Genomic DNA, 24,941 nt, shown 5'->3' with positions numbered 1-24,941 from the left:
ATTTATAATTTTTAACAATTACTGTTATAATTATTATAAAATGGAAGTTAATCTTTATCAAATTCTTTATAAAAAGAACTTGCCTATTCTATTAGTGAATTCTAATACAAAACATTCTATCTATTCCTGAAATAATCTATCGAACTCATCTTTTGCATATTGACGAACATTGTGTTCAAATTGCTCATATCTCCTTAAAAATTCTTCTCCTTCTTTTGTCAAATAAGTTTTTCCACCATTTCGACCACCATGTTTTCTTTTAACTACTGCGTAACCTAATTCCTCTTCCAATTGATTTAACATGTTCCATGCTTTACTATAAGAAAGTGCCATATGTTTACATGCATTTCTCACAGAATGTGTATTTTGAATTAGGAGCAAAAGCAATTTTGTTCTTGAATTGAAAAACAAGGTTTCCTTTTCAATGCTTATTTTAACAAATGGATGTAGAATACGCTGATTATGTTTTCTTAAAAGCTTTTCTAACTGACAAGAATCTCCTATACCATTTAAAATACCCTCATCCTCTACATCCATCACATACCTTGAAACCCCAATATTTTGGATAACTCCCTCCATACCTTTATCACCATTGTATTTTAAAATTTCGGGAATTACTTTAGAAGATATTAAAATAGGATGTCCAATTTTAGAATGATAACAGGGTGAAAGTAACTCTTTATCGCATTCTATCATTTTTTGAATGGTTTCTGGTGTGAATAAAGGAACACTTACTGGATTAACTATTACCTTATCACATTTATTTTTTAAGAAATTCAATCCTATTTTTACTGAATCAATCATCTGTGAATCTTCATACTTTGGATTATAAAGAAATATAACCCCATAATAAGCTAAATTGTGTTCAACTTCCTGAGACCTATAACCAGTGACTACCACAATATTGGAAATTCCAGCCTTTTGAAAAGTTAAAACAATTCTCTTTATTATAGTAATGGAACCAATCTTACGTAATGGCCATATTTCATTTTTTTCTGATGTTTTTCCTGCTGCAACAATTATACCTCCTGTTGTTTCTCTCTCTCTTTCCATACTTGTACTCCCATAGTTACAATTTTCATAAATATATAATTAAAATGGTATTATCCTTGCCAATAAATAACTAACTTTCTTCTTCTAAACACTGACCAATAAGGCCTTCAGCTGCATCAAAATATTTTTTCAAATCAAATTTGTCTTCATCAATAAGATACTGCAGTGATGCTCCTAACATTAAAGATACCATTATATATGTAAGCATATCTTTATAGTTATCATCTGCACCATCTTTAAACTTCCCTTTACTTAAGACTTCCTTAATACTACTGCGCCATATATTAAAGGTTTTCTGAAATTTTTCCCTTATTTCCTTATTTACTGTACCTTGAACCCAGTAATCAAGCTGCACATAATCTAATTCTTTGTTATTTAAAATATCATCTTCCTTTTGTTCAAAAAAACCTCTTATATTTTGAAAAACATCTTTATTGTCTAAATCAATATACTGCTTACGATTCTCTGAAAATTGTTTTTGTATATCATCTAAAAGGGCTATCATTATATCATTTTTAGTTGGAAAATAGTAGTGCAAATTAGCCTGACTTCTATCCGTTTCTTTTGCAATCATATGCATACGAGTACCACTTATTTTTTCCCTAGCAATTACCTTCATAGCTGCATCTAATATATTCTTCTTTGCATCTTTTGACATATCATAACCTCTTTCTAGTAAAAATTATACTTTATTATAAAATTATACCTCAAACTTAAACTCTACGCAAAATTTCCATAATATATGATTAAGCATCCGTAAATAAATCTATAAAATCAAATTTGGAATAATCAAACAATCCTCTTGAAGTTATTTTTATATCTGGAATCACTGGAAGCGCCATAAAAGCAAGTGTTAAAAATGGATCAACTTCTTTTTTAATACCAAACTTCACTGCAAGCAAATTCAGCTTTGTAATTTTATCGATGACCAAATCTGGATTCTGAGATGTCATAAGTCCACCTATTGGCAATTTTAAACACTCCAGCAATTTACCCTCAGATACAAATGCAATACCTCCATTGTTGTGTATAATATTATTCACTGCTATTTCCATATCTTTATCATTATCACCTAATACAATTATGTTATGAGAATCGTGTGCAATTGTCTGAGCTATAGCAGCTTTTTTAAGTCCTAATCCTTCTATAAATCCAACACAGTGTTTTCCACTATTTTTATGTCTTTCTATTACAGCTATTTTGTTTACAATTTCTCCTTTACCTTCAACACATTGAACTAATCCTCTATTTACTTTTACTTCTCTTTCTTCTTTTTTAGTTACTAATAACCCTGGATGCACTTTTATTACATTTACAAATTTTCCTTTAGCTTCAATATGAAATAGGTCTTCTTTTATGCAATCTACATTTACTGAAGGCTTGATAAAAACATCCTCATATATGTGATTATCTTTATATATTTTACCGTTCTTAATCACATTTTTTATCTTTAATTTTTTTATATCTTCAAATATTACCAAATCAGCCTTCATGCCAGGTGAAATAGCACCTCTATCCTTTAATCCATAGCAATTAGCTGCATTGAAAGAAGCTATTGTATATGCTTTCACAGGGTCCATTCCTTCATCTATAGCAATTCGTATACAGTTATCAATGCTACCTTCATCTACCAAATCTTCAATGTGTCTGTCATCAGTACAAAATATAAATCTACTATAATTTTTGTCATTTACTGCAGGCAATAGTTTTTTCAAATCCCTAGCTGCAGAACCTTCCCTAAGCATTACATACATCCCATTTGCTACCTTTTGTAGAGCTTCCTCATAATTTGTACATTCGTGATCTGTTCTGACATTAGCACATAAATAAGCATTTAGCTCTTTTTCATTAATTTTAGGACAATGTCCATCTATACTTTTGTTTTGATTATTCACCATTAAAATTTTTTTCAACATATTTTTCTTTCCCGAAGTAACTGCATTAACGTCCATCACTTCTCCCAAGCCTAAAACTTTAGGATGATTAATAAACTTTTCTAAATTATCTGCTTCAAGTACTGCCCCATTATCTTCAAAATCTACTGCTGGAACACAGGATGGAAGCATAAAAAATGTGTCTATATCTCCCTTTTTACTATTTTCCAGCATAAATTCTATACCTTTTTCTCCTAAAACATTAGCTATTTCATGAGGATCTGCAACAATTGTAGTAACACCTTTTTTGATGACTAAATCAGAAAATATCTCTGGAGTTACCATAGAAGATTCTATATGAACATGAGAATCTATAAATCCTGATGCTACAAACAAACCTTTACAATCAATTTCTTGATTGCCTTCATACTTACCTATTCCTACAATCACATCATCATTTATTGCAACATCTTTTTTCTCAATAGTCTGGGTAAATACATTTATTATAAAAGCATCCTTCAGTACAAGTTCCGCTTTTACCTTACCCATAGCAGCATTAATTTTATCTAATAATTTATTCATTCACTATTTCTCCAATCTATTAATCAAGTGATTCTTAGAGGAAGAGTCATTGCACTTCCCCTAAAATTACAGAATATAATATTATTTACTCAAAGGGAAGTAGTAAGTATCTTAACACAAACAGTATGGCAAGAACATAAACTATTGGACTGAGTTCCTTATGCCTTCCAGTAGCTATTTTTACTATAGGATAAATAATCATTGCAACTGCAATACCATTTGCTATGCTATAACTAAAAGCCATTAATGAAATGGCAAAAAAACATGGTAATGCTTCTGTAAAATCACTAAAGTCTATATTCCTAATTACTCCCATCATTAGGGCACCTACTATAATAAGTGCTGGTGCTGTAGCTTGTGAAGGAACTACTCCAACAAGTCCTGAAAAAAACAATGAAAGTATAAATAATATGCCTACAGTTACAGCTGTAAGGCCAGTTCTTCCTCCTGCTGTAACACCAGAAGTTGATTCAACATAGGTATTAATAGTACTTGTTCCAAAAAATGATCCTGCAGTTGTTGCTACTGCATCACAGATAAGAGCTTTTTTAAGCCTTAAAACTTTACCATTTTCATCTACCATTCCTGCTTTTGTGGCAGTTCCAACAAGTGTTCCAATAGTATCAAAAAGATCAACCAAGCAAATTGTTATAACAACCATAACAAAACTCAAAATTGCACCAGCTACAGAAGTTCCACCCTTTGAAAAAAGACCAGAAAAATCAAAAGCTGCAAAAGTAGGTGCAAGAGAAGGTGGGGCACTAAAAATGTGTAAATTTGCAAGAGAAGTAACTTTAAGCGGTATACCTATAAGTGTAGTTAAAATAATACCTATAAGAATAGATCCTGTAACATTTCTTGCCATAAGTATTCCAATTATTAAAACTCCTATTATAGTAAGCAGTGTTCCTGGATCTGCAAAATTACCAAAACCTACAAGTGTCGCCTTATTTGAAACTATTATTCCACCGCTCTTCAAACCAATAAGAGCGATAAAAAGCCCTATACCACCAGACATAGCATATTTTAAATTTTGAGGTATGGCATCAACTATCTTTTCTCGTATAGATGTAACTGTAATAATTATAAACAAAATACCTGAAGTTAACACTGCAGTAAGAGCTTGATGCCAATTAAATCCCAGTGTCAAACATACAGTATAAGTAAAAAATGCATTAAGCCCCATACCAGGCGCTTGAGCAAAAGGTAAATTTGCATAAAACCCCATTATAAATGTTCCAACAGCAGCAGCTAGACAAGTAGCAACAAATACTGCTGATACAATTGGGTCAGAACCCACATTGAATTTTGAGGCTGCATCCCCAACTACACCTGCTGAATTCATACCTGCTATTCTGAGCACACTTGGATTAACAAATATTATATAAGCCATAGTAATAAAAGTAGTAACTCCTGCAAGAATTTCTGTTTTTACATTTGTGTTATTGTCTTTCAACTTAAAAAATGATTCTAGAAATGAATTTTTCTGTCCACTGGTTCCACTTTCCATAAATTAACCCCCATTATAAAATTTATTTAAAGTTCTCTAGACTAGTTAAGTTGAAGAACTTTATTTTTAATAACACTCAGGCTCTTCTACTTTTTTGCCAGCTACATATCTTTCTTTAATATTTCTATCATCTCCAGTATAAATAAATTTTTGCAATCTTTCTTCTATTGACAATGGTTTAAATATAGGCAAACTGTTATCATCAATAACAAGAGCATCAAACTCATAACCCTCTTCAAAGCTTCCTACTTTACCAAAAAACTTTCCTCCACCTTTTGTTGCCATATAAAATAATTCTGCAGTATTAAAAGGCTTATCTACTTTACTACTTTCAAGCCATTTTAAATTTGCCACCTGACCACTACTTACAATTACGTTTGCTATTGACAAGCTGTGTCCTGCAGATATATCACTACCAAGCCCTACTGCAATACCTCTTTCAATAAACCTTCTAACAGGTGCAATTCCACTTGATAAATTACAATTTGAGTGAGGACTGTGTGCAACAAACACATTTTTTCTTTTCATTAATTCAATTTGATCTTCATCTACCAAAATACAATGAGCCATAATAGTAGGCACATCACCAAACAATCCAGCACCCTCATATACTCTTGCATAATTTTTAAATTCCGGATGTAGTTTTTTTACAAAGCTAACTTCATCATAATTCTCACACAAATGTGACTGTACTGGAGTATTATATTTCTTAGCTAAATTTCCTAATCCCTTCAATAATTCCATGCTGCAGCTTGGAACAAATCTAGGTGTAATTATAGGCTTTACAAGTTCATATTTTGTAGAATATTCTTGTAGTATTTGCTCTGTATCATAAATTGAATTTTCTGTATCCTCTACTAAGTATTCTGGTGAATTTCTATTCATGTTCACTTTTCCAACATATGCAGATAAACCCGACTGAGCAAATAAATCCATTAAAAGTTTTGTTGATTCCTTATGAATAGTTGCAAAAACACATGCTCTAGTTGTACCAAATCTCCATAGATCTTTTATTAATGCTGAATACACCTTTTTTGCATAATTGATATCATCATATTTTGCTTCCTCAGGAAAAGTGTATTCTTGGAGCCATGGCATAAGCTCCTTATCAATTCCTAACCCTATATTTCCATATTGTGATGCATGCAAATGCAAATCAACAAATCCTGGTATTATAAGTGAGTTTCCATAGTCTATTATTGTTACCTTGTCAAACTTCTTTGGAAGGTCTTTGTACACACTTTTAATGTACTTTCCTTCAACTACAATATAACCATTTTCAAATACTTCAAATTTTCCAAAGGTTTTAGTAAAAATAATATTTCCTCTAACAATGTATATTTCTCCCATTAAGGCTGCCTCCTTTAAGTTCTTACAATCTTGCATTCAAAGGTTAAAAATAGAGATTTGAACAACATGTTACTATTAAAAATGATTGTAATTTAGAATAATGATGAGTAAAGATAATGTGGTATATAATAATATATGATTGAGTAGTACTATTTATATTATACTAACTAGTTAGTCCACTTTTATTATAATTCTTAATTGCATTTATGTCAATATATGTTAATTAAGTGATAATATTCCCAAATACAGTAATAAAGCTCTACGACAAAATACTTGCCACTAGAACTTCATTATTTTAATAAGTACTACTTGTGCAATTGTAGAAAATAAGTTATATATATGATGCCACTAAATAATACATTTACTTTAAAGTATTTAAATCCTTAAGACCATTTTCAATAGTATCCTGCAATATCTTTGATAAGTTCTTCTTTTCCTCTTCTGATAGCTTATCTACATATACAGGCTCATGAATCATTATCTTAACTTCATTTCCTCTTACCTTATTTCCAACTTCCAAAACCTTATAAGTACCATCAACAGTAATTGGTACAATAGGTACATTTGCTTTAATGGCCAATTTCATACTTCCCTTTTTAAATTCACCCATTTTTGATTCCAAACTTCTTGTACCTTCAGGGAATATAATCATTGAATATCCATTTTTCAAATTTTCTATTCCTTTATTAATAGCTTTCATTCCTTCTCTAACATTTTTTCTATCAATATATACAGAATGCATTACATTTAACCAGTTACTAACTAATGGATACTTTTTTATTTCCTTTTTAGCAATAAATCCTGATAACTTACATACATTTGAATATATAAGAAAACAATCAAAAATTGCTTGATGATTAGATACAAAAACACAAGGTCCTTGTGGAATATTTTCTTTTCCCTTCACAATACTAATAGTTTTAGACTTTTTTAAAAGGTGATCAGATATTTCCTTTGACCTTCTATACACAAGTTCATCAATTGCCTCTTGTGATTTTTCTCTTAAAAAGAACAAATCTATCTTAGTTACAATACTCTTAATTAAAAGATAGATTCCAAAATAACTATACCAAAGTAATTTTATCATTTCTTATTTTCTCCTTATTCTTAATATCATTTGTTAATAAAGTTTTCCCAGTTGCTATTTTACCATAATTTTTGTCTTACAAAACTATATATTCAAAAAAAACTTTTACTAACTATTTTTCATTATTGAGTTTTAAATTTCTATCAAAATAATTATATATTTGATTGAATTTTTATCGTAGATTTCATTTAATTTTATCACTAGTTAGAATTTTATATTTCTTTTTAAAATTTAATCTTCATACTTATATAATATTTATGTATGCACTTCTAAACTAAATTTGCATTACACAAAAAGTCTTACAATAATTGAAATTTCTCATTTTTTAATATATTATTTTAAAAGTTTTAAAAATTATACAGTCAAAAAATACTAATATTATAAAGATATAATGATTACTTTTTATTTATTTTAAAAAATAATAAAATTTAAACTTTCATTTTTCTTAAAAGTTTTATATAATATAAATATTATTCATTGCCACACTGTATACTATTAAACTGTATACTGCTAAATTACATGCTAAAATGTGCTCTGAATAATTTAATACTTTGAAATTGTACATTGACAATTCAATATTCAAGTAAATTTTTTAAGGGGGCTTTTTTATGAACATTTTCAAAAAGAAATCTTTAGAGCAGTTAATGGATGGGGTTCAGAAAACTGGTTTAAAGAAAAATCTTAAAGCCAAGGATATAGCAGCCCTTGGTGTTGGTGCAGTAGTAGGTGTAGGAATTTTTGTTGCTACAGGTGAGGGAGCTCACATGGCGGGTCCAGGAATTATTATTTCATTTCTTATTGCTGGTATGGTAGCAACTCTTTGTGGACTATGCTATATAGAGCTTGCAACAATGTTTCCTGTGTCAGGAAGTACTTATTCTTATGCTTATATTACTTTTGGTGAATTTATTGCAATGATAATAGGCTGGTGTTTAACAGCTGAGTATTTGGTTGCGGCCAGTGCTGTTGCTTCTGGTTGGTCTGGAACTTTTGTTGGTATATTAAAAACATTTAATATTTCATTACCTAATGCTATTATTGCATCGCCAAGCAAAGGTGGATTGGTAGATTTACCCGCAATTTTAATAGTTTTAGCTATAACTTATCTTTTATACTATGGAATGCAGGAAAGTGCTAGAGTAAATAACATTATTGTTGGTGTTAAGGTGTGCATAATTCTTTTATTTATATTTTTAGGGGTAAGACATATACAACCATCTAACTACGTTCCTCTTTTACCATTTGGATGGAAAGGTGTTGCTGCAGGAGCATCTACAATATTCTTTTCTTACATAGGATTTGATGCAATTTCAACTTCAGCAGAAGAAGCTGAAGATCCAAAGAAAGATATTCCACGTGGTTTAATAGCGTGCTTAGCAATAGTTAGTTTCTTATATATATCAGTTGCTTTTGTACTTACAGGAATGGTTCCATTTAAGGAAATAATAGCTGAAAATGCAGTACCTGGTGCATTAGCAAGAGTTGGTATAACTTGGGGTTCTGCTTTAGTAGGAGTTGGTGCAATACTTGGAATGATTTCCACAATCATGGCAGTGCTTTATGGACAAGTTAGAGTATTTATGGTTATGTCAAGAGACGGCTTAATTCCTAAGATGTTTTCAAAGGTACATTCTAAACATAAGACTCCATATATTTCTACAGCACTAACTGGTATTACAGCAGCAGTAATAGCTGGGTTATTACCACTTGATATTATCGTACAATTCTTAAGTATTGGAACATTATTAAGCTTTATATGTGTATCTATAGCAGTCATGGTACTTAGAAAAACTATGCCTAATTTCGAAAGAAAGTTCAAATGTCCAGGAGTACCTTTTACCCCTATAGTAACTGTAATAGCTTGTGGTTACTTACTAGCTAATATGAAGGCAAAAACTTGGATAGGCTTTTGCGTTTGGTTGGCATTAGGATTAATTGTTTACTTCACTTATGGTAAGAATCATAGTGTTGTTCAAAATGCTGATAAGGAAGATACAGAAATGGATGCTGTTTAAAATAATAAGCATATTGCGGTGTAAGTTGCAGTAGAAGTTTGGATTTTAACTTTTATTCCATGATATATGATAAGGGTGTCATCACGGCTAAATGTTTTAAGCAGAGAGCCAAAATCTACGATTTTGTGCGAATCACTTACTCCTCTGAGGAAACGAAGAGGAGTTTCTTATTTATTCTTCTCAATCCTCACAAAAGTCTCTTGGTTATATTTCCACTTTTACAAAATTCACTTTCTTTCAGATAATGCCACTCATACAGTTGTTTTATCATATCTGCTATTTGTGTCATAAGATAATTGTTCTTCATGGCCTGTTCGTTCCAACTATATGTATGGGTGCTATCTTCTTGCTAGTTCTCCTGACGTTTAAATCGTTCATTCTCTATCTTCTAACATTTTATTGAATTTATAGATTTTTTTTAATCTTTACATGTTATTTTTATACTTGTAACCTATTGTGAATATTTACATTTTTCAAACATTATAACAAAAACATAATTTTTTTGTTATAATTATGATAAAAAGGAAATAAAAATATAAAAAAGTAAAATTCAGGAGGACGTAAATGAGTAAATTGACAACTTGTAAAGCATGTGGTAAAGAAATAGATAAGGGAAGTGTATGCTCTAATTGTGGCAAAGATCATAGGATTTTTTTTGCAAGGCATAAGATATTGACAGGGCTAGCAGTATTAATTATAGCAATCATTGGTTTTGTTACAAATGCTTATGTAGCAGGACAGGCAACTGTGGTGGCTATACTTATTATAGCAATCATCGGTCATAGTCTTGATAAGTCAAGACTCAAAAAATTTAGAGGGTCAGATAAACTTGCTTCAACTACTAATTCAAATACTAAATAAAGAGTTAAAAAAGGCACTTGATATACATAAAATAGAGTAACTTTCAACTGTATGCAGACTGATATATGCTGTGAAGTGAGTTTTCCTTCACAGCATATATCAGCCGGAATACAGTTGAAAGTTACTTCGCTTACATTCGCTTATGTCTCATAATTTTCATTACATAAACTTAACTAATGAAACTTTAATTTAGATACTATAAAAATAAACAACATAATTCCAATAGAAAAAGTTATCCAAAGTGTTTTATAATTTCCTTGAGTAAGTATAAAACTGCTAAATTGAGAACCTAATCCTCCACCTCCAAATAAACCTAATCCTATTAACGCTGAAGGTAGACCCTTTGCTTCGGCTGCCACATCAAAAGCTAAAGTAGCTAAAGTTGATTGTATAAATATATATCCAAACCCTAAGGTAATCACAGATATCCATGATGTTTGTAGATAAGGTAAATTTGCTAAAAGCAAAGCTGAAATTAAAGCAAGGCAGCCTCCAAATATAATTGTTTTTTTATATCCAAATCTTTTACTTACATTTCCCACCTTAGAACCTGCCGCTAGGCAAGCAAATCCGTAAAACATTACAACTGCTCCAACTTGTAAATAATTTAAACCTACACTATCATGTAAATATGCTCCTAAATAACTATATAAGCCAAGCAACAAAAATCCTGCTGCCAAAGCTAATGGAAATATAACTCTTCCCTTTTCAGAAAACACTACCTTCTTTAATTCACAAAAAAAGTTATTACCTACGGTTACTATACCATTCTCAGGAATTTTTCTTAATGCAAATACTACACAGATTGATATTACTGCAAAAAAAGCAAATGCTATTCTCCATGTAATATAATTAGCAAATATTCCTCCTAGACCAACGCTTAGTCCTTGTCCTAAAAAAACAATTCCCATGAATTTGCCCACATAAAATTGACGTTTTTCTAAAGGCACACTATCACCAATCAAAGCTAAAGATACAGCAATAATTCCAGCTGCAAAACAACCTGTAATTATTCTAAAAATGCATAATATCCATAAAGAAGTTGCAAATGCACATCCAAAAGTACCAAGTGCAAGACCGCACACAATCCAGCGTAATACTTTAGTTTTTCCCCAATTATCACTAAAAAATCCATATACGGGCTGCATTATTCCATAAGGTATCATATATGCTGTAATTATAATTCCAGTTTTTGCAATTGAAGCACCGAATCCAGCTGATATTGCTGGAAGTATCGGAGAAATGAGCCAATTATCTGCAGCTGAAACAAAACCTGCCATACCTAATATCAAAACTAACATATCATTTTTATTCTTCATGATTATTTATCCTTTCTAAATACTTAACTATAAAATTTATATTTATCTTAGTCAATATTTGTTTTGTAGTACATTTAAAGTGTAGAATATATATATGTTTGAATCAATGATAGATTTTGTCATGTGGGCTAGTACAGATAGAATCAAGTGATTCTTAGACTCAGGTGGAGTTTGCTTGTGAGGAATACCTCTTACCTGAGCAAGCTCGTAAAATATCATTTAGGTATTTTACCCATCTGAGTCTTAGAAGAACTTATCCAGGCGCGTAGCAGTGCTTATCCCCCACTTGAAGAAGATGGTGGTATTAGCAATGGTAGCGATCGGATAAATTAATACTTTAAACAAGCTTTAACAGGGGGAATAATTTTGACAAAATATGAAGCTATTATTAACTATATAAAAAGCGAAATATCAAAAGGTACTATAAAACCAGGTAAAAAACTGCCCTCCATAAGGAAAATTTGTGTACAATTTCAATGCAGTAAGGTAACTGTAGTTAAGGCATATGATTTACTTGAAAAAGAACATATGGTATATTGTATGCCTAAAAGTGGACATTACCTTATTAAAAACCATTTAACTTCAAGCAATGACATTATTACTAAAAAAATAGATTTCTCTACAGCTGCACCTGATAGTTCAATTTTACCCTACGAAGAATTTCAGCATTGTATAAATTCCGCAATGAATTTATACAAGGAAAATCTTTTCTCCAACAATAGTACTCAAGGTTTTGAAAATTTAATTCTTGCTATAGTAAAGCAACTTCAAAACTATCAAGTTTTTGCCAAAAAGCAATGTATTTTTATAACTACAGGTTCACAACAAGCTATTAACATATTGACTAAAATGGAATTTCCAAATAATCAAAAAAATATACTTGTAGAGCAGCCTACCTACCATGGCATCATACAATCTATAATTCTTAATAATATAACTGCTTTTGGTATAAAAAGAGATTCTAATGGAATAAACCTTGATGAATTAGAAAAAAATTTTAAGTATAATAATATAAAATTTTTTTATATTATCCCAAGATTTCACAATCCAACTGGTTTCTCCTATTCCAATGAAGAAAAAAAGCAAATACTTAATCTTTGCGAAAAATATAATGTTTATATAATTGAAGATGATTATCTTGCTGATTTAGAAATCAATAAAAAATCAGATCCAATGTATGCCTTAGATTCATCTTCCAGAGTAATATATTTAAAAAGTTATTCTAAAATATTACTTCCTGGATTAAGAGTTTCCGCTGTTGTACTTCCAGAATTACTATTAGACACTTTCAAAAAATATAAGATCTGGGATGACTTAAATACACCTATACTATCTCAAGGCGCTTTGGAAATTTACATCCGAAGCGGTTTGTTTGATTCTCATAAGGAAAAACTTGAAAGTGTATATTCCAAAAGAATGAAATATCTTAAAGAGCTGACAAAGGATTTAAGTAACGAAAATGTAAAATGGTATATTCCAGATTCAGGTTTTTTCGCAAATTTTGAAATTACTAATGATATGAATATTAAAGATCTAATCAAAAATTTATATTCAAAAAATGTATTACTTAGAGATACACAAGATTCATTCTTAAAAAATTACAGTAGTAATAAATTAGTTAGAGTGAGTATCAGTAATGTAACTAATGTTGAAATTAAAAAAGGCATTTCTCTCATCTTACAAGAAATACTAAAATTATGCTAATTGTGCTGCTCCATTTTAACTTAAGTTTATTAATTCATAATACAATTTAGAAATTACACTAAATACAACCTTATCCATTGTATTTAGTATTTTTTATTTAAAAAATTATTAAATTATCTCTTAAAGATTTTGGCAATATAAATTTAATTAAGAAAGAATTTTTTTCATGAAAAAAAATTCTTTCTTAATACTTACAAACATATTGGCATTTTTCTTTGTAATTATCGCTGTTAGTGCATTATATTTTCATTTACATGTTGGTTTTCCATTAGAGTATTTTAGTATAATCAACCCATTTATTTTTCTTAAAATAATTACTTTAATATCAATATTGCTTCTATATATATGTTTATTTCTAAACAAAAAGTTTCAAAAGACAGTTCGTTATTGAAAAAAAGAACTTACTAAAGTAATTCCTATTTTATCTGAAACCTTATTTTTAATTACCTGTTTAAGCATATATTGTTCTACTATTATGGTACAACCTACTTTTCCACTTGGTTTGAATCCATGGAACACATTTAAGCTTATTGCTTTAGCTTCATTAATTATAACTGTATTTCTTACACTCTATAAAAGAAACTCACTAAAAATTACTGAATATCATCGGGTCAACTTGGCCCGAACAAGCTATAATAGCAGAAAGACGGTTCTGGCCTCTAATCGCAACCCGGCTGTCGTAGTTTAAACCTTAGACCCGTGGCTCTGCGTCTTAGCGTCTGGATCTTTGATAACTGACATATTTAGTTGTCGTACATTGATTAGCGTTTTCTTCTTGCACTTCGGGCAGAATAGAGGAAGGTTTTCAATAGTTGTATCATCACGTACCCTAATGCGGGTTTTATTTTTGCATACAGGACACAATAACCATTATGCTCTCATAGATCTTTATTAACATCAATTAATTTTCATCTTTCGGGTGAATACAAGGATGGATATGACTACAGTCAAACCAGCATATCCAAGAACCCACCATATATGCGGGAATATTCCTTCAAAGTTGCTCCCCAAAACGGCTCGTCCAAGTTCAACAGCGTGCACAAACGGTAATGCGTATGCTATTTTTTTAAATAGACCTCCAACAAGGGCTAAATCAAACCATGTTCCTGAAAGCCATGCTGCTAAATTTGTAAGTACCGGTCCGCAGATACTACCTACCTGCTTGTCATTAAAGATACTTCCAAGCAGAAGTCCTAATGTAATAAAGAACATCGCAATCGGTACGGAAAAGAGAATCGCATAAACAATGTTTATAGTAATCTTCAATCCTAAAAAGATGGCTGTAATGTAGCAAATTACGCTTTGCGCCAATGAAATGGGAATAAGGGGGAGCGCATATCCCAAGATATAATCACTTGCGGTTAAGGGTGTAGTGTATAATCTTTGAATCAAAGCACTCGATCGGTCTTTTGCTATCAACATTGAAGAAAACAACGTCATAAAGGATAACCCGAATACAGATATTCCCGGCACAAGCTTGTCTATCTTGAAAAGGCTGATAGGAATATTTGCCTGTATCGCAGACAACAACAGAAGAATGACTAACGGGAATCCTATACCTAATGCCACATTTAAAGGGTCACGCAGGATTTCCTTTGTTGTATGTGTGAAAAAAGAAAGCATTCTCATTACAATCCCTCCTTGACAAGTTTCACGAAAGCGTCTTCAAAGCGATCCGTTCCGGCTTTAATTTTGATTTCATCGGCCGTTCCTACAAATAAGAGCTTACCATTCTTCATAACGGCGATATGGTCTGAAAGTGATTCTGCTTCTTCCATATAGTGCGTTGTCAAGATTATTGTAATTCTTCCTTTAAGAGAACGAATGATATCCCATAAATCGCTTCGTGCCAAAACGTCCAATCCCAACGTTGGCTCATCTAAAAACAAAATTTGCGGTTCGGAAATCAAAGCCATTGCAATACTAAGCTTACGCTGCCAACCACCTGAAAGTTTCTTTGCTTGCTTATTTGCGATTTCATGTAAGCCAAATTGACCAATCAGCTCTGTTATTTTGGCTTTAGCTTTTTCGTTGGAAAAACCATGAGCGCCTGCCATAAGCCCTAGATTCTCTTTTACGGTCAAATTAGGTGCAACAGCTGTTTCTTGTGGTGAAACAGCGATTATTGACTTTACTGCCTGTGTATCTTTAGTAATGCTTTTGCCACTCAATACCGCGTCGCCACTTGTAGGCCGTGTAAGACATGAAAGCATTTTTATTGTCGTAGTTTTGCCTGCTCCGTTTACACCCAAAAGTGAAAATAATTCTCCGGTCTGAATTGATAAGCTTAGGTCATTGACAGCAGTTATGTCTTTATACTTTTTAGTTAGGTTACTCATAACAATCGCATCCATTTACTTGCCCTCCTTATTTTTATATCGTTCTCTCATGCTCTCGTATGCATCGGTCAACATCATACTGATCATATCCCACCCCAAATCCAGATAGGATGTAGCACTCATTGTGGCAATTCCGTGAGCATAGGTCCACATTTCAATGTGAAACATAAAGGCATCATCCAAACTCATTCCGGTATTAGCTGAAATGAGGTGTAAAAGTTTAGAAATGTCCTCTCGTTCCTCTTTTATTTCTTCCTGAGACCGATCACGCATAAAAAGCAGTTTGAACAGTTCTTTTTCCTCTCTAGCAAACTTAATATAGTAGATACCACTTGCTTTGTACGGCGGATAGGCGGAATCCTCCATGCCTCTTTCAATAAATTGCTGATAAATCTGCTTTGCCGATTGCATTACATCCACTTTTAAATCTTCCATGGTGGAATAGTTGCTGAAAATCGGCTGTGTGGAACAGTTTAGTTTTTTGGCCACAGATCTGGCGTTCAAGGCTTCTACTCCACTTTCGCGAACAATAGCAAGAGAAGCCGTTATAATATCGGCTTTGGATATTTTGATTTTTGGTGGCATTCTACTTCCCCCTTTTATAATATAACTTAAGTTATATATCATATGATATTTTAATTGAATATTTTGATTCTGTCAATAGAAGGCTGCAAATTGAGAATGAATCAAATTATTCAAGCCGAAGGCTCTTTTGCAGAGATAAAACAGGATATGGGGTTTCGTAGATATCTAAGTAAAGTTAAGAAGAATGTTTGGGCCGAAAGTATTCTGTTAGCAATGGCACATAATATAAATAAGCAACATAATAAAATTCACTCAGATAGAACCAGAACACATCTTTTTCAGCTTAAAAAGGAATCATAATTTTAAAAACTATACAAATCAAAAAAGGCCTTAATATCAAAGGCTTATTAAATTGTTCCATTTTTTAATTATCGAGCTTATTGGAGAGTAAAATATCATTAAATTTTCTATGAGGCATACACAAAAACGCTGCCGCGTTAGCATATTTTTCATGCTAATGCGACAGCCTCTCTTCTTCACTTTATAGCTTTTTTCCTGCTCAATGTTTATTTATATATTCATTACAAACTATATCTGAAAGTTTCTCTTTATTATTAAGCTCAGGATTTTGTAAAACTCTCTCCAAAAGAGCTTGAAGTATTTCTCCTATTTGCTTTCCCTGTTTTATACCTAATTTTATTAAGTCACCCCCATTAATATTTAACTCCTTCATATTTAATGGCTGCTTTTCCTTAATTATAGTTTCACATTTAGCTTTAAGTGATAAAATTTTGCTATAATCACAATACTCTTCTGCTAAACCTTTAATATCTGCTATCTGAAGTTCAAATAAACACTCCAAATTTTCAATTTTTACCCTGTTCATAAATTTCTTAATGCTATAAGTTTTTATCTTATCAAACTTACTCATATGCTCATAAATCAATAGACAAACTGTATCTATAGTTTTATTATCAAACTTTAACCTTGTCAATACTTTTCTTGCAATTTCAGCACTTACTTTATTATGTCCATAAAAATGTCCTATATTTTTATCATCCATTGTGAAGCACTCTGGTTTTCCTATATCATGAAGCAATGCTGCTAATCTAATATTAATTTTATTAGGAGCATTATCGAGTACTGATAACGTATGATAAAAAATATCTTTATCATGATGTACATTATGCTGGTTAAATCCAATACAAGGAATTATCTCTGGCAAAATATATTTCAAAAGATTAGTTTCCTTTAGAGCTAAAACTCCATTACTTGGTTTATGTGATATTAAAATTTTGCAAAATTCTTCCCTTATACGTTCTACACTTATATTTTTTATTAGATTACAATTCTTCTTAATAGCACTAAATGTGCCTTCAAAATCCAATTTAAATTCAAGTTCAGAAGAAAATCTCACTGCTCTAAGCATTCTTAATGCATCTTCATTAAATCTTTCATCAGCACTTCCAACACATCTAATAATCTTACTTTTCAAATCGGAAATTCCATTAAAGTAATCAATTAGGCCTTTATCTTCGTTATAGGCCATTGCATTAATTGTAAAATCTCTGCGTGATAAATCCTCTTTTAATGAAGTTGTGAAAGTCACATTATCAGGATGCCTATTGTCCAAATATTCTCCATCTACTCTATAAGTTGTAACTTCATAAGGATTACCATTCATGAGAATAGTTACTGTTCCATGTTTTATTCCTGTTTCTATAACTCTAAATCCTTCAGCCTTAAATATCTCTAAAGTCTGCTCTGGTAATGCATTTGTAGTTAAATCCCAATCCTTAGGTTCCCTATTTATTAAACTATCTCTTACACATCCACCTACAACATAACTCTCATATCCTTTATTTTTTAAAATTTTCATTATATGTTTTGTATCCTGTGGTATAAAAATCTTGTGATCATCCATTGTTTATTGTACTCCTATGTTAATTTTCATTGTTATTTACTACTAAATTATATCATACTAATCTAAGTAAAATATTTTTCATTATATATTCTACACTACTCTTCAGTTTCAATTCCATAAATAATTACTTTAATTCAACAAAACTTCTACTGCACTTTAATATCATATGACTTTTTACAAAATTTACATTTTTTATTATCGTATTTTTTTAAAATAATTGCACATATTAATAGCATAAGGGACATAACAGTTGAACGCAGACTTCTATAGGCTCCTTTAAGTGGGGTATATACAGGTCGACCAACGACTATATAATGGTCATTAAAAGTGGCTGTTATATAGTCAGAGGGCAGATCTTCTAGGGTGGAGAAAAGTTTTATTATAGTCGACATCGATTAATTGATTATAATGGGATTCCAATTTATTCTATAAGGTCGAGTTAAGACTACTCAGGGTGCCGACGGATTGACTAAGACACAATTCATTATGGCCTTACCCATAATTTTGTAAGTTTTACTTTATTCCTGTTGATTCTATACAGCCGAAAGGTTGTATAGGGTTGAGTAGGTATCTTGTTTGGTTGAACGAACCATGATTATAGGTTGTGATTTGCTTTATTATGGTGGCAACATCATAATAAGGTAATAAGCTATCTATAATTGTGCAAGGTAGATTGTTATATTCTTTATATATAATTCTGGAATTTTATAATAAGTTCCAGTTAAAAATAGAAGAGGTCATCTTAATGGTAAATATACTATTAAAATGACCTTTTTTATATTTGTTTTATATAAGGCATCTTCAAAAAATAATTACTCTCATTAGCTTATCTAAAAACTTACATGGAGAAGTTGTTACAAATTGTAATTTATATAAGAATGATATATAATATATGCGAAATATTATTTTAATTAATTAAGTTATACGAAAATAATTTGGAGGCTGCCAAAATGAGAAGAAAGGATTTTTCTGATTTTGAAGATCAAATCAGAGATACATTAAAAAATACATTCGATGCTATAGACTTTGCTGGATTAAAAGATGATATTGACGATAGAACTGAAAATTCTTTAAATAAAGTTAAAATAAAGTTAAGAGATAGATCCCACTATTTTAATGAAAAAATAAAAAGGAAAAGACATTATAGGCATAAAAGTATGGTTTCCAAGGATACAAATAAGATACAAATGTATATTGCTAAAAGACCAGTTGGAAGCGTATCAGGAATACTTTATACAGTCTTCGGCTTTATTGGCACTGGAGCTCTATGTGCTACGCTGATTGCATACTCTGTATTCATTTCTTTTCTAAGTATAATTTCAACAATTAACTTTATTACTTTGGGACTTTTATTTTCTTTTTTTATTGCAAGTATAGCTTTAGCCTTAAGGGGTCTAAGTTTAAGAAAAAGGATAAAGCGTTTTAAAGGCTACGTAAGTACCCTCAATGGCCTTGATTATTGTTCAATAGAAAAATTAGCATCTGATACTAGAAGAAATAATAAATTTGTTGTTAAAGATTTAAGAAAAATGATTGATTTAAATATGTTCCCACAAGCACATATTGACGATAAACAGACATATTTCATGTTAAATGATGAAGTTTATGATAATTATTTAGATTCACAAGAATCTCTTAAGCGCCGCAATGAAGCTGAATTAAAAAGACAAGAAGAATTAAACGATCCAGAAAAAAAAGAATTAAGAGATGTAATTGAATTAGGAAAAAACTATATTGAACAGATAAGAAGTGCAAACACAGCTATTAACAAAGAAGAAATCTCAATAAAATTGTACAGACTTCAAAATGTTGTAAGTCAAATATTTCATCATTTAGAGAATAATCCTCAAAAGCTTCCCGAAGTTAATAAATTTACCAATCACTATCTTCCAATTACATTAAAGCTAGTTAATTCCTATAAGGATCTAAATGAACAGCCAGTTCAAGGCGATAACATAAAAAATGCGAAAAATGAAATTGAAAGAAGTATAGATGTCATAAATACTGCCTTCGAAAAACTGTTAGATGATCTATTTGGTGAGGTAGCTTTAGATATTTCCACAGATATTTCTGTACTTGAAACACTATTTACACAAGAAGGACTGACTAAAGAGGATTTTAAAAAGTAACGGCTAAAAAACAAAGGGGGTAAATTAAAATTGGATAATGAATTTAAGGAAAATGTTGATATGACACCAAGCTTAAGCTTTGAACCTTTTCAAGATGAGCTTCCCATTACTAAAATAAAAGAGGAAAAGAATCAACCAGATGTTCTTGATGATAGCTATTTAACAGAAGAAGAAAAAAAACTGGTAGATGAATTTGTAGATAAAATTGATATAACTAATACAAATTCAATTCTTCAATATGGAGTAGGTGCTCAAAAAAAGATTGCAGATTTCTCTGAAACTGCCTTAAATAACGTAAAAACTAAGGACCTAGGCGAAATAGGTGATATGCTTTCTAATGTAGTAGTTGAACTAAAGAATTTCGATACTTCAGAAGAGAAAAAAGGATTTTTTAGCTTTTTCAAAAAAGCTTCAGAAAAGATTGATCACATGAAAGCAAAATATGACAAAGTTGAGGGAAATATAAATAAAATTTGCAATACCCTTGAAAAGCATCAAATACAACTTTTAAAAGACATTGCTATGCTTGATAAAATGTACGAAATAAATAAAGTATACTTTAAGGAACTTTGCATGTATATCTTAGCTGGAAGAAAGAAGCTTTCAAAGCTGGAAAAAGAAGAACTTCCTATTCTAGCCGAAAGAGCAAGAATTAGTGGACTTCCTGAAGATGCACAAGCAACAAATGATTTTGTAGCTCTTTGTAACCGCTTTGAGAAAAAAATTCATGATTTGGAGCTGACTAGAATGATTTCTCTTCAAATGGCTCCTCAAATTCGTTTAGTTCAAAATAATGATTCCTTAATGTCTGAAAAAATACAATCTACTATTGTGAATACAATTCCACTTTGGAAGAGTCAGATAGTATTAGCTCTTGGAGTTGCTCATTCTAGTAATGCAGCTAAAGTTCAAAATGAAGTAACCAATATGACAAATGAACTTCTACGTAAGAATGCAGAAACACTTAAAATGTCAACTATAGAAGTAGCCAAAGAATCTGAACGTGGAATTGTTGATATCGATACTCTTCGCCAAACAAATGAATCATTAATTTCTACTCTTGATGAAGTACTTCGTATCCAAACAGAAGGACGTCAAAAACGTAAAGAAGCTGAAGTAGAATTACAAAACATTGAGGAACAATTAAAAAATAGGCTTTTAAAGCTTAGATAGATAATATTATTAGTTTAGAAACACTGGTATTGTGCCTTTTGTGGATACAATACCAATGTCTCTGTGTCATATCGCCTCCATGACACAATAATATTAAAAAATCTTCTCTTTTTATAAGTTTTTTTATAAATATTCTTGCCAAAGGGATCACTTTATACATCTATGACTCTTTTCTAAGCTCAAACGTCTGCTCATCAATTTGATCATATACAATTCCGCTGTTTTCCATAATTCCTACAATTAAGCTTTCCCTAATCGCATAATAATAATCAACATTTCCATGAATCATATCCCAATAAGATTTGTGGATATCTACTGTTTGATTCCATATAATGCTATTCTCATCTTCATTTGTAACCTCATTAACTCTATCGCACGGCATTCCATTCAGCAGTAAATTGTCTAAGTAATCATATGCCTCTTTTATAGAAATTCCTCTTTGTACAGAATGTTCTCTTCCAAATTTGTATACGGCACAATTAATGTCCTTAATTCTTTCTGGATGCCCATCCGTAACAATTGTAATAAGAAATGTAAGCCGGTTTTCTACAACTGTAATTTTTTCCTGTAACCATCCATGAATATTATTTTCATCAATAATATCTGCAAGTTCTCCTTCTTCTAATGTTCCACATCTATGATCGAGCTGTGAAAGTAGCTCATCCTCATATCCTTTTTGTGACACAAAATTCCTTATTCTTTTTATTAGTTCATCCTGGAATTTTATTTTTTTATATAGCCAGGTATGAATAGGTGCTAAAAATGCGCTCATATATTCCTCCTACTGGTTAAACCCTGATTTATTTATTTAACATTTTCTCGATTATCAAGCCCTGATTAAAATCACAATTCTTAAGATTTTTAAGAACCATATCATTTACATACAGTACAACTTGATGTCTGTTCACACTGAAAACAAAATATTTCTGTTATTATAACAACATATTATTAACATTCTTTAGAACCCATCTTTTTAAAACAGCTGCATTATTTTCATTGAGAGATTTCGCTGCAAACACGAATGTTATATTATCTAACAGTAATAACTCTTCACATTCATCTTTAAACAAATATGATTCTCTGTTCACTCTCAGTTCTTCTTCATACTTCTCTACAAACTCTGGAAATCTTTCACTTTTGTGTCCAAACCAGCTTCGTAGTTCTGCCGATGGTGCTATTTCCTTTTTCCAACTGTATATTTTTGCTTTTTCTTTTGTTAATCCTCTTGGCCATATACGGTCTACTAATATACGATACCCATCGGATAAAACTGTTTGTTCATAGATTCTTTTTATCTTTATTTCATTCATATAAAATCCTCAATAGATTCTTTCTCTATTCTGTCAGAGCCTTATGATAAAAATTCAAAGTAGGTTGTAACATCTTTTCTATCAAAACTCCATGGCCAGGTGCTATCATGCGAATTGAATAATTTAAAATACAAATGGCATTTTTCTTCTGTTCACTAGTTGCTTCTGAGGACACTCTTGTATAGTAAGCATCAAGTGCCTTTATAAAAACGTCTTCAGTGTATTCACTATCAAGTGGAGATTCACTTGCCAGTAGTTGTCCAAATAAATCATTAGAAAACAAAATTTCTTCTTTTTCAAAATAAGTAACCATGTTATCATTCCAATGTAATCCAGGTGTCTTAATAAACTTAAAAACATGATCCCCCAGCACAGCTTTTTCTCCTGAAGCCACAATATGACACTCCATTCCTGCTAACTGTTCTGAAATTCTTTCCTGACACTCATTTGTACAATAGATCACCATTTCTGGATACTCTCTTTTCATAGCCAAAAGAGCTCCGCTGTGGTCTTCCTCTGAATGATTCAGAATCAAAAAATCTAGTTTTTCATTTTTTAACAATTTTTTTACTTCTTGACACAGCAATTCTGCAGAACGTAATGGTAATGTATCAACCAACACATTCACCTTCCCTTTAATCAGATACGCCATAAATGAAAACTGTTTATCTGGCTTAATAATAGTCTTTCCTATTGCAAATATATTTTCTGTTATCTGATAAACCATCACAATCACCCTTCCTTTTCTTCATCATATGATAAAAAAATCACCTATTATGTTGCATACGCAACGCAACAGATACTTCTTTTTAATAAAATAAATATGAACGTTGATTAAAAAAGGAGACATTAATCATGAAAGATATTGCTATATTTGTATCTTCCCTAAGTGGAAATACTCAGAAAATTGCTGATGCTATAAAAAGGGATTTAGAACAGAAAGATTATTCTGTGGTCATGCAGGATTCTTGTATGATAATGAAAACTCTTACTAATGCACAATTTTACATTCTTTGTTTTTGGTGCAGAAGAGCCTCTTTAGATGATGACAGTAAAAAACTGTTAGCTCAATACAAAAACATACCCTTCCTTGCTATTGGTACATGTGGTCATTATCCAGATTCCGATTATGGCTATAAAATAAAAAAAAATATTACCGAATATATCAATGAGGGAAACTTATGTATAGATGTTTTTCTAAGCCAGGGAGCTGTATTTCCATTTAGCACGGAATATCGAAGAAAACTTCCTGTTGATCACCCACATCATCTGGATGATGCTGGATATGCAAGACATATGGAATCCCAAAATCATCCAAATGAAACTGATATTAAAAACGCTATTGATTTTTTAAACTCATACTTACAAGATTCCAATGATTAAACTTATTGCACATAAAAGTAAATATGCTGCCATATTTTTATTCCAAACTTTTTAAAATATGAAACGAATTCTTATCATATTCAATTAATCCTTCATTACGCATAGTATTTAATTCTCTTGTCAATGCGCTTCGATTTGCACATAAGTATTCTGCTAATTGTACACGACCTAAAGTAATATCAAAATAAGGATTATTCTGTTTCCCTGCCTCTTGTAATAAGTAGGTTGAGATTTTTTCGCGCAGCGTTTTCTTTGATAATATATCTACCTTATCCATTAACATCACATTTTTTTTTGCAATTAGCGTTACCATATTTTCGATTAATCTATGATGAAATTTGCATGCCATAGAGCAGGAATGCATAATTTGACTAAATGATAAATACAAAATTTTTGAGTCAATAGAGGTCCAAAATGATACTGTTGCATTTTTAACGGCTCCACAAGAAAAACTCTCGCCAAATAGTTCTCCTTTTCCCATAGACACCAATAACGTTCTATTGCCCCATAAATCTTCTCGAATCATATGAACTTTTCCTGATAATATAATTCCTACAAAATCTACATTATCTTCACATAGAATAATACATTGATCCTTTTTATATTCTTTTATGTATGCTCTAAAACAATTCAGCATTGACTCCATTTCTTTATGATCTATGCCATGGAACAAATACATGGACTGTAAATCTGGAATATATTCTTTGCACAAATTTTGCATAATTAGTAACCTCCGAAATTTATTCCACTAAAAAGTGTTTATTTCTATTTTAACATCTTATGAATATGTTGCAAGCGCAACA

At 31.1% G+C, this 24,941-nt stretch carries 23 protein-coding genes and 1 riboswitch; of the genes, 7 read left to right on the top strand and 16 right to left on the bottom strand.

Annotated features, from left to right (window positions below; genetic code table 11):
- Nucleotides 1-120 precede the first annotated feature (120 nt).
- From Q6H37_RS08735 to Q6H37_RS08710, 6 genes are all read right to left on the bottom strand, one after another.
- Complete coding sequence (locus tag Q6H37_RS08735) at nt 121-1,053, bottom strand: NTP transferase domain-containing protein (RefSeq protein ID WP_318741001.1); 933 nt, start codon at nt 1,051-1,053, stop codon at nt 121-123.
- Between the two features lie 70 nt (nt 1,054-1,123).
- Complete coding sequence (locus Q6H37_RS08730) at nt 1,124-1,711, bottom strand: TetR/AcrR family transcriptional regulator (protein ID WP_318740999.1); 588 nt, start codon at nt 1,709-1,711, stop codon at nt 1,124-1,126.
- A gap of 88 nt (nt 1,712-1,799) precedes the next feature.
- Complete coding sequence (gene ade / locus Q6H37_RS08725) at nt 1,800-3,509, bottom strand: adenine deaminase (protein WP_318740997.1); 1,710 nt, start codon at nt 3,507-3,509, stop codon at nt 1,800-1,802.
- An 85-nt stretch (nt 3,510-3,594) separates the two neighbouring features.
- Nucleotides 3,595-5,019, bottom strand: a complete 1,425-nt coding sequence (locus Q6H37_RS08720; RefSeq protein WP_318740995.1) for an NCS2 family permease — start codon at nt 5,017-5,019, stop codon at nt 3,595-3,597.
- A gap of 66 nt (nt 5,020-5,085) precedes the next feature.
- A complete protein-coding gene (gene guaD / locus Q6H37_RS08715; RefSeq protein ID WP_318740993.1) occupies nt 5,086-6,369 on the bottom strand; it encodes a guanine deaminase in 1,284 nt (427 codons plus the stop codon).
- 361 nt (nt 6,370-6,730) lie between these two features.
- The gene (locus tag Q6H37_RS08710; RefSeq protein ID WP_318740991.1) at nt 6,731-7,456 is read right to left on the bottom strand and encodes a lysophospholipid acyltransferase family protein; all 726 of its coding nucleotides are present in this window, start codon (nt 7,454-7,456) and stop codon (nt 6,731-6,733) included.
- Nucleotides 7,457-8,064: 608 nt separating this feature from the next.
- On the opposite strand from Q6H37_RS08710, the gene Q6H37_RS08705 reads away from it, so the two are divergent.
- Both Q6H37_RS08705 and Q6H37_RS08700 read left to right on the top strand, forming a co-directional pair.
- Nucleotides 8,065-9,471, top strand: a complete 1,407-nt coding sequence (locus Q6H37_RS08705; protein ID WP_318740988.1) for an amino acid permease — start codon at nt 8,065-8,067, stop codon at nt 9,469-9,471.
- 564 nt (nt 9,472-10,035) lie between these two features.
- Nucleotides 10,036-10,332: a hypothetical protein gene (locus Q6H37_RS08700; RefSeq protein WP_007060986.1), complete on the top strand. Its 297-nt coding sequence runs from the start codon at nt 10,036-10,038 to the stop codon at nt 10,330-10,332.
- Between the two features lie 173 nt (nt 10,333-10,505).
- Here Q6H37_RS08700 and Q6H37_RS08695 read toward each other — a convergent pair whose 3' ends face one another.
- Nucleotides 10,506-11,651, bottom strand: a complete 1,146-nt coding sequence (locus Q6H37_RS08695) for an MFS transporter (protein WP_318740985.1) — start codon at nt 11,649-11,651, stop codon at nt 10,506-10,508.
- 366 nt (nt 11,652-12,017) lie between these two features.
- Between Q6H37_RS08695 and Q6H37_RS08690 the strand changes: the two genes are divergently transcribed.
- Nucleotides 12,018-13,355, top strand: coding sequence for a PLP-dependent aminotransferase family protein (locus Q6H37_RS08690; protein WP_318740983.1), 1,338 nt, complete (start codon nt 12,018-12,020; stop codon nt 13,353-13,355).
- A 661-nt stretch (nt 13,356-14,016) separates the two neighbouring features.
- Nucleotides 14,017-14,083: riboswitch (cyclic di-GMP riboswitch) on the bottom strand.
- Here the strand turns inward: Q6H37_RS08690 and Q6H37_RS08685 are convergent.
- The 4 genes from Q6H37_RS08685 to Q6H37_RS08670 form a co-directional block, all read right to left on the bottom strand.
- The gene (locus Q6H37_RS08685; protein ID WP_318742967.1) at nt 14,040-14,219 is read right to left on the bottom strand and encodes a cysteine-rich KTR domain-containing protein; all 180 of its coding nucleotides are present in this window, start codon (nt 14,217-14,219) and stop codon (nt 14,040-14,042) included. Its footprint overlaps the riboswitch before it by 44 nt.
- Before the next feature lie 33 nt (nt 14,220-14,252).
- Nucleotides 14,253-14,984, bottom strand: coding sequence for an ABC transporter permease (locus Q6H37_RS08680; protein WP_318740981.1), 732 nt, complete (start codon nt 14,982-14,984; stop codon nt 14,253-14,255).
- Nucleotides 14,984-15,709, bottom strand: coding sequence for an ABC transporter ATP-binding protein (locus Q6H37_RS08675; RefSeq protein WP_318740979.1), 726 nt, complete (start codon nt 15,707-15,709; stop codon nt 14,984-14,986). The genes Q6H37_RS08680 and Q6H37_RS08675 overlap by 1 nt, the downstream gene beginning before the upstream one ends.
- On the bottom strand, nt 15,710-16,279 hold the full coding sequence (locus Q6H37_RS08670; RefSeq protein ID WP_318740977.1) for a TetR-like C-terminal domain-containing protein: 570 nt from the start codon (nt 16,277-16,279) through the stop codon (nt 15,710-15,712).
- Nucleotides 16,280-16,333: 54 nt separating this feature from the next.
- Between Q6H37_RS08670 and Q6H37_RS08665 the strand changes: the two genes are divergently transcribed.
- Nucleotides 16,334-16,579, top strand: coding sequence for a transposase (locus tag Q6H37_RS08665; RefSeq protein WP_412523912.1), 246 nt, complete (start codon nt 16,334-16,336; stop codon nt 16,577-16,579).
- 199 nt (nt 16,580-16,778) lie between these two features.
- On the opposite strand, the gene Q6H37_RS08660 is transcribed toward Q6H37_RS08665, so the two are convergent.
- Complete coding sequence (locus Q6H37_RS08660; protein WP_318740975.1) at nt 16,779-18,143, bottom strand: CCA tRNA nucleotidyltransferase; 1,365 nt, start codon at nt 18,141-18,143, stop codon at nt 16,779-16,781.
- Nucleotides 18,144-19,093: 950 nt separating this feature from the next.
- Between Q6H37_RS08660 and Q6H37_RS08655 the strand changes: the two genes are divergently transcribed.
- Together Q6H37_RS08655 and Q6H37_RS08650 are read left to right on the top strand one after the other, a co-directional pair.
- Nucleotides 19,094-20,272, top strand: coding sequence for a 5-bromo-4-chloroindolyl phosphate hydrolysis family protein (locus tag Q6H37_RS08655; RefSeq protein ID WP_318740973.1), 1,179 nt, complete (start codon nt 19,094-19,096; stop codon nt 20,270-20,272).
- 30 nt (nt 20,273-20,302) lie between these two features.
- Nucleotides 20,303-21,445 carry a toxic anion resistance protein gene (locus tag Q6H37_RS08650; RefSeq protein WP_007060880.1) on the top strand — a complete coding sequence of 381 codons (1,143 nt, stop codon included), beginning with the start codon at nt 20,303-20,305 and terminating at the stop codon, nt 21,443-21,445.
- A gap of 160 nt (nt 21,446-21,605) precedes the next feature.
- Here the strand turns inward: Q6H37_RS08650 and Q6H37_RS08645 are convergent, their stop codons facing one another.
- The 3 genes from Q6H37_RS08645 to Q6H37_RS08635 all read right to left on the bottom strand — a co-directional run bounded on the left by Q6H37_RS08645 (nt 21,606) and on the right by Q6H37_RS08635 (nt 23,482).
- Nucleotides 21,606-22,217, bottom strand: a complete 612-nt coding sequence (locus Q6H37_RS08645) for a hypothetical protein (protein WP_318740970.1) — start codon at nt 22,215-22,217, stop codon at nt 21,606-21,608.
- Nucleotides 22,218-22,377: 160 nt separating this feature from the next.
- A complete protein-coding gene (locus Q6H37_RS08640) occupies nt 22,378-22,755 on the bottom strand; it encodes a DUF488 domain-containing protein (RefSeq protein WP_318740968.1) in 378 nt (125 codons plus the stop codon).
- A 25-nt stretch (nt 22,756-22,780) separates the two neighbouring features.
- Nucleotides 22,781-23,482 carry an FprA family A-type flavoprotein gene (locus Q6H37_RS08635; RefSeq protein WP_318742965.1) on the bottom strand — a complete coding sequence of 234 codons (702 nt, stop codon included), beginning with the start codon at nt 23,480-23,482 and terminating at the stop codon, nt 22,781-22,783.
- 128 nt (nt 23,483-23,610) lie between these two features.
- Here Q6H37_RS08635 and Q6H37_RS08630 point away from each other — a divergent pair, with 128 nt between their 5' ends.
- Nucleotides 23,611-24,138, top strand: a complete 528-nt coding sequence (locus Q6H37_RS08630) for a flavodoxin family protein (RefSeq protein ID WP_318740966.1) — start codon at nt 23,611-23,613, stop codon at nt 24,136-24,138.
- Nucleotides 24,139-24,175: 37 nt separating this feature from the next.
- On the opposite strand, the gene Q6H37_RS08625 is transcribed toward Q6H37_RS08630, so the two are convergent.
- Complete coding sequence (locus tag Q6H37_RS08625) at nt 24,176-24,859, bottom strand: Crp/Fnr family transcriptional regulator (protein ID WP_318740964.1); 684 nt, start codon at nt 24,857-24,859, stop codon at nt 24,176-24,178.
- Nucleotides 24,860-24,941: the final 82 nt, after the last annotated feature.

This window comes from Clostridium sp. JS66 (assembly GCF_033561535.1).
Taxonomy (GTDB): Bacteria; Bacillota; Clostridia; order Clostridiales; family Clostridiaceae; genus Clostridium_AM; species Clostridium_AM carboxidivorans.
This window is presented reverse-complemented; position numbering and strand designations above follow the sequence as displayed.

Excerpts from the sequence above, each read along its gene's own strand:
- Q6H37_RS08735 (WP_318741001.1), bottom strand. The coding sequence starts at position 1,053 with ATGGAAAGAGAGAGAGAAACAACAGGAGGTATAATTGTTGCAGCAGGA.
- Q6H37_RS08655 (WP_318740973.1), top strand. The coding sequence starts at position 19,094 with ATGAGAAGAAAGGATTTTTCTGATTTTGAAGATCAAATCAGAGATACA.
- guaD (WP_318740993.1), bottom strand. The coding sequence starts at position 6,369 with ATGGGAGAAATATACATTGTTAGAGGAAATATTATTTTTACTAAAACC.
- Q6H37_RS08660 (WP_318740975.1), bottom strand. The coding sequence starts at position 18,143 with ATGGATGATCACAAGATTTTTATACCACAGGATACAAAACATATAATG.
- Q6H37_RS08730 (WP_318740999.1), bottom strand. The coding sequence starts at position 1,711 with ATGTCAAAAGATGCAAAGAAGAATATATTAGATGCAGCTATGAAGGTA.
- Q6H37_RS08710 (WP_318740991.1), bottom strand. The coding sequence starts at position 7,456 with ATGATAAAATTACTTTGGTATAGTTATTTTGGAATCTATCTTTTAATT.
- Q6H37_RS08670 (WP_318740977.1), bottom strand. The coding sequence starts at position 16,279 with ATGCCACCAAAAATCAAAATATCCAAAGCCGATATTATAACGGCTTCT.
- Q6H37_RS08625 (WP_318740964.1), bottom strand. The coding sequence starts at position 24,859 with ATGCAAAATTTGTGCAAAGAATATATTCCAGATTTACAGTCCATGTAT.
- Q6H37_RS08640 (WP_318740968.1), bottom strand. The coding sequence starts at position 22,755 with ATGAATGAAATAAAGATAAAAAGAATCTATGAACAAACAGTTTTATCC.
- Q6H37_RS08705 (WP_318740988.1), top strand. The coding sequence starts at position 8,065 with ATGAACATTTTCAAAAAGAAATCTTTAGAGCAGTTAATGGATGGGGTT.
- Q6H37_RS08675 (WP_318740979.1), bottom strand. The coding sequence starts at position 15,709 with ATGGATGCGATTGTTATGAGTAACCTAACTAAAAAGTATAAAGACATA.
- Q6H37_RS08635 (WP_318742965.1), bottom strand. The coding sequence starts at position 23,482 with ATGGTTTATCAGATAACAGAAAATATATTTGCAATAGGAAAGACTATT.
- Q6H37_RS08700 (WP_007060986.1), top strand. The coding sequence starts at position 10,036 with ATGAGTAAATTGACAACTTGTAAAGCATGTGGTAAAGAAATAGATAAG.
- Q6H37_RS08680 (WP_318740981.1), bottom strand. The coding sequence starts at position 14,984 with ATGAGAATGCTTTCTTTTTTCACACATACAACAAAGGAAATCCTGCGT.
- Q6H37_RS08645 (WP_318740970.1), bottom strand. The coding sequence starts at position 22,217 with ATGAGCGCATTTTTAGCACCTATTCATACCTGGCTATATAAAAAAATA.
- Q6H37_RS08695 (WP_318740985.1), bottom strand. The coding sequence starts at position 11,651 with ATGAAGAATAAAAATGATATGTTAGTTTTGATATTAGGTATGGCAGGT.
- Q6H37_RS08720 (WP_318740995.1), bottom strand. The coding sequence starts at position 5,019 with ATGGAAAGTGGAACCAGTGGACAGAAAAATTCATTTCTAGAATCATTT.
- Q6H37_RS08630 (WP_318740966.1), top strand. The coding sequence starts at position 23,611 with ATGAAAGATATTGCTATATTTGTATCTTCCCTAAGTGGAAATACTCAG.
- ade (WP_318740997.1), bottom strand. The coding sequence starts at position 3,509 with ATGAATAAATTATTAGATAAAATTAATGCTGCTATGGGTAAGGTAAAA.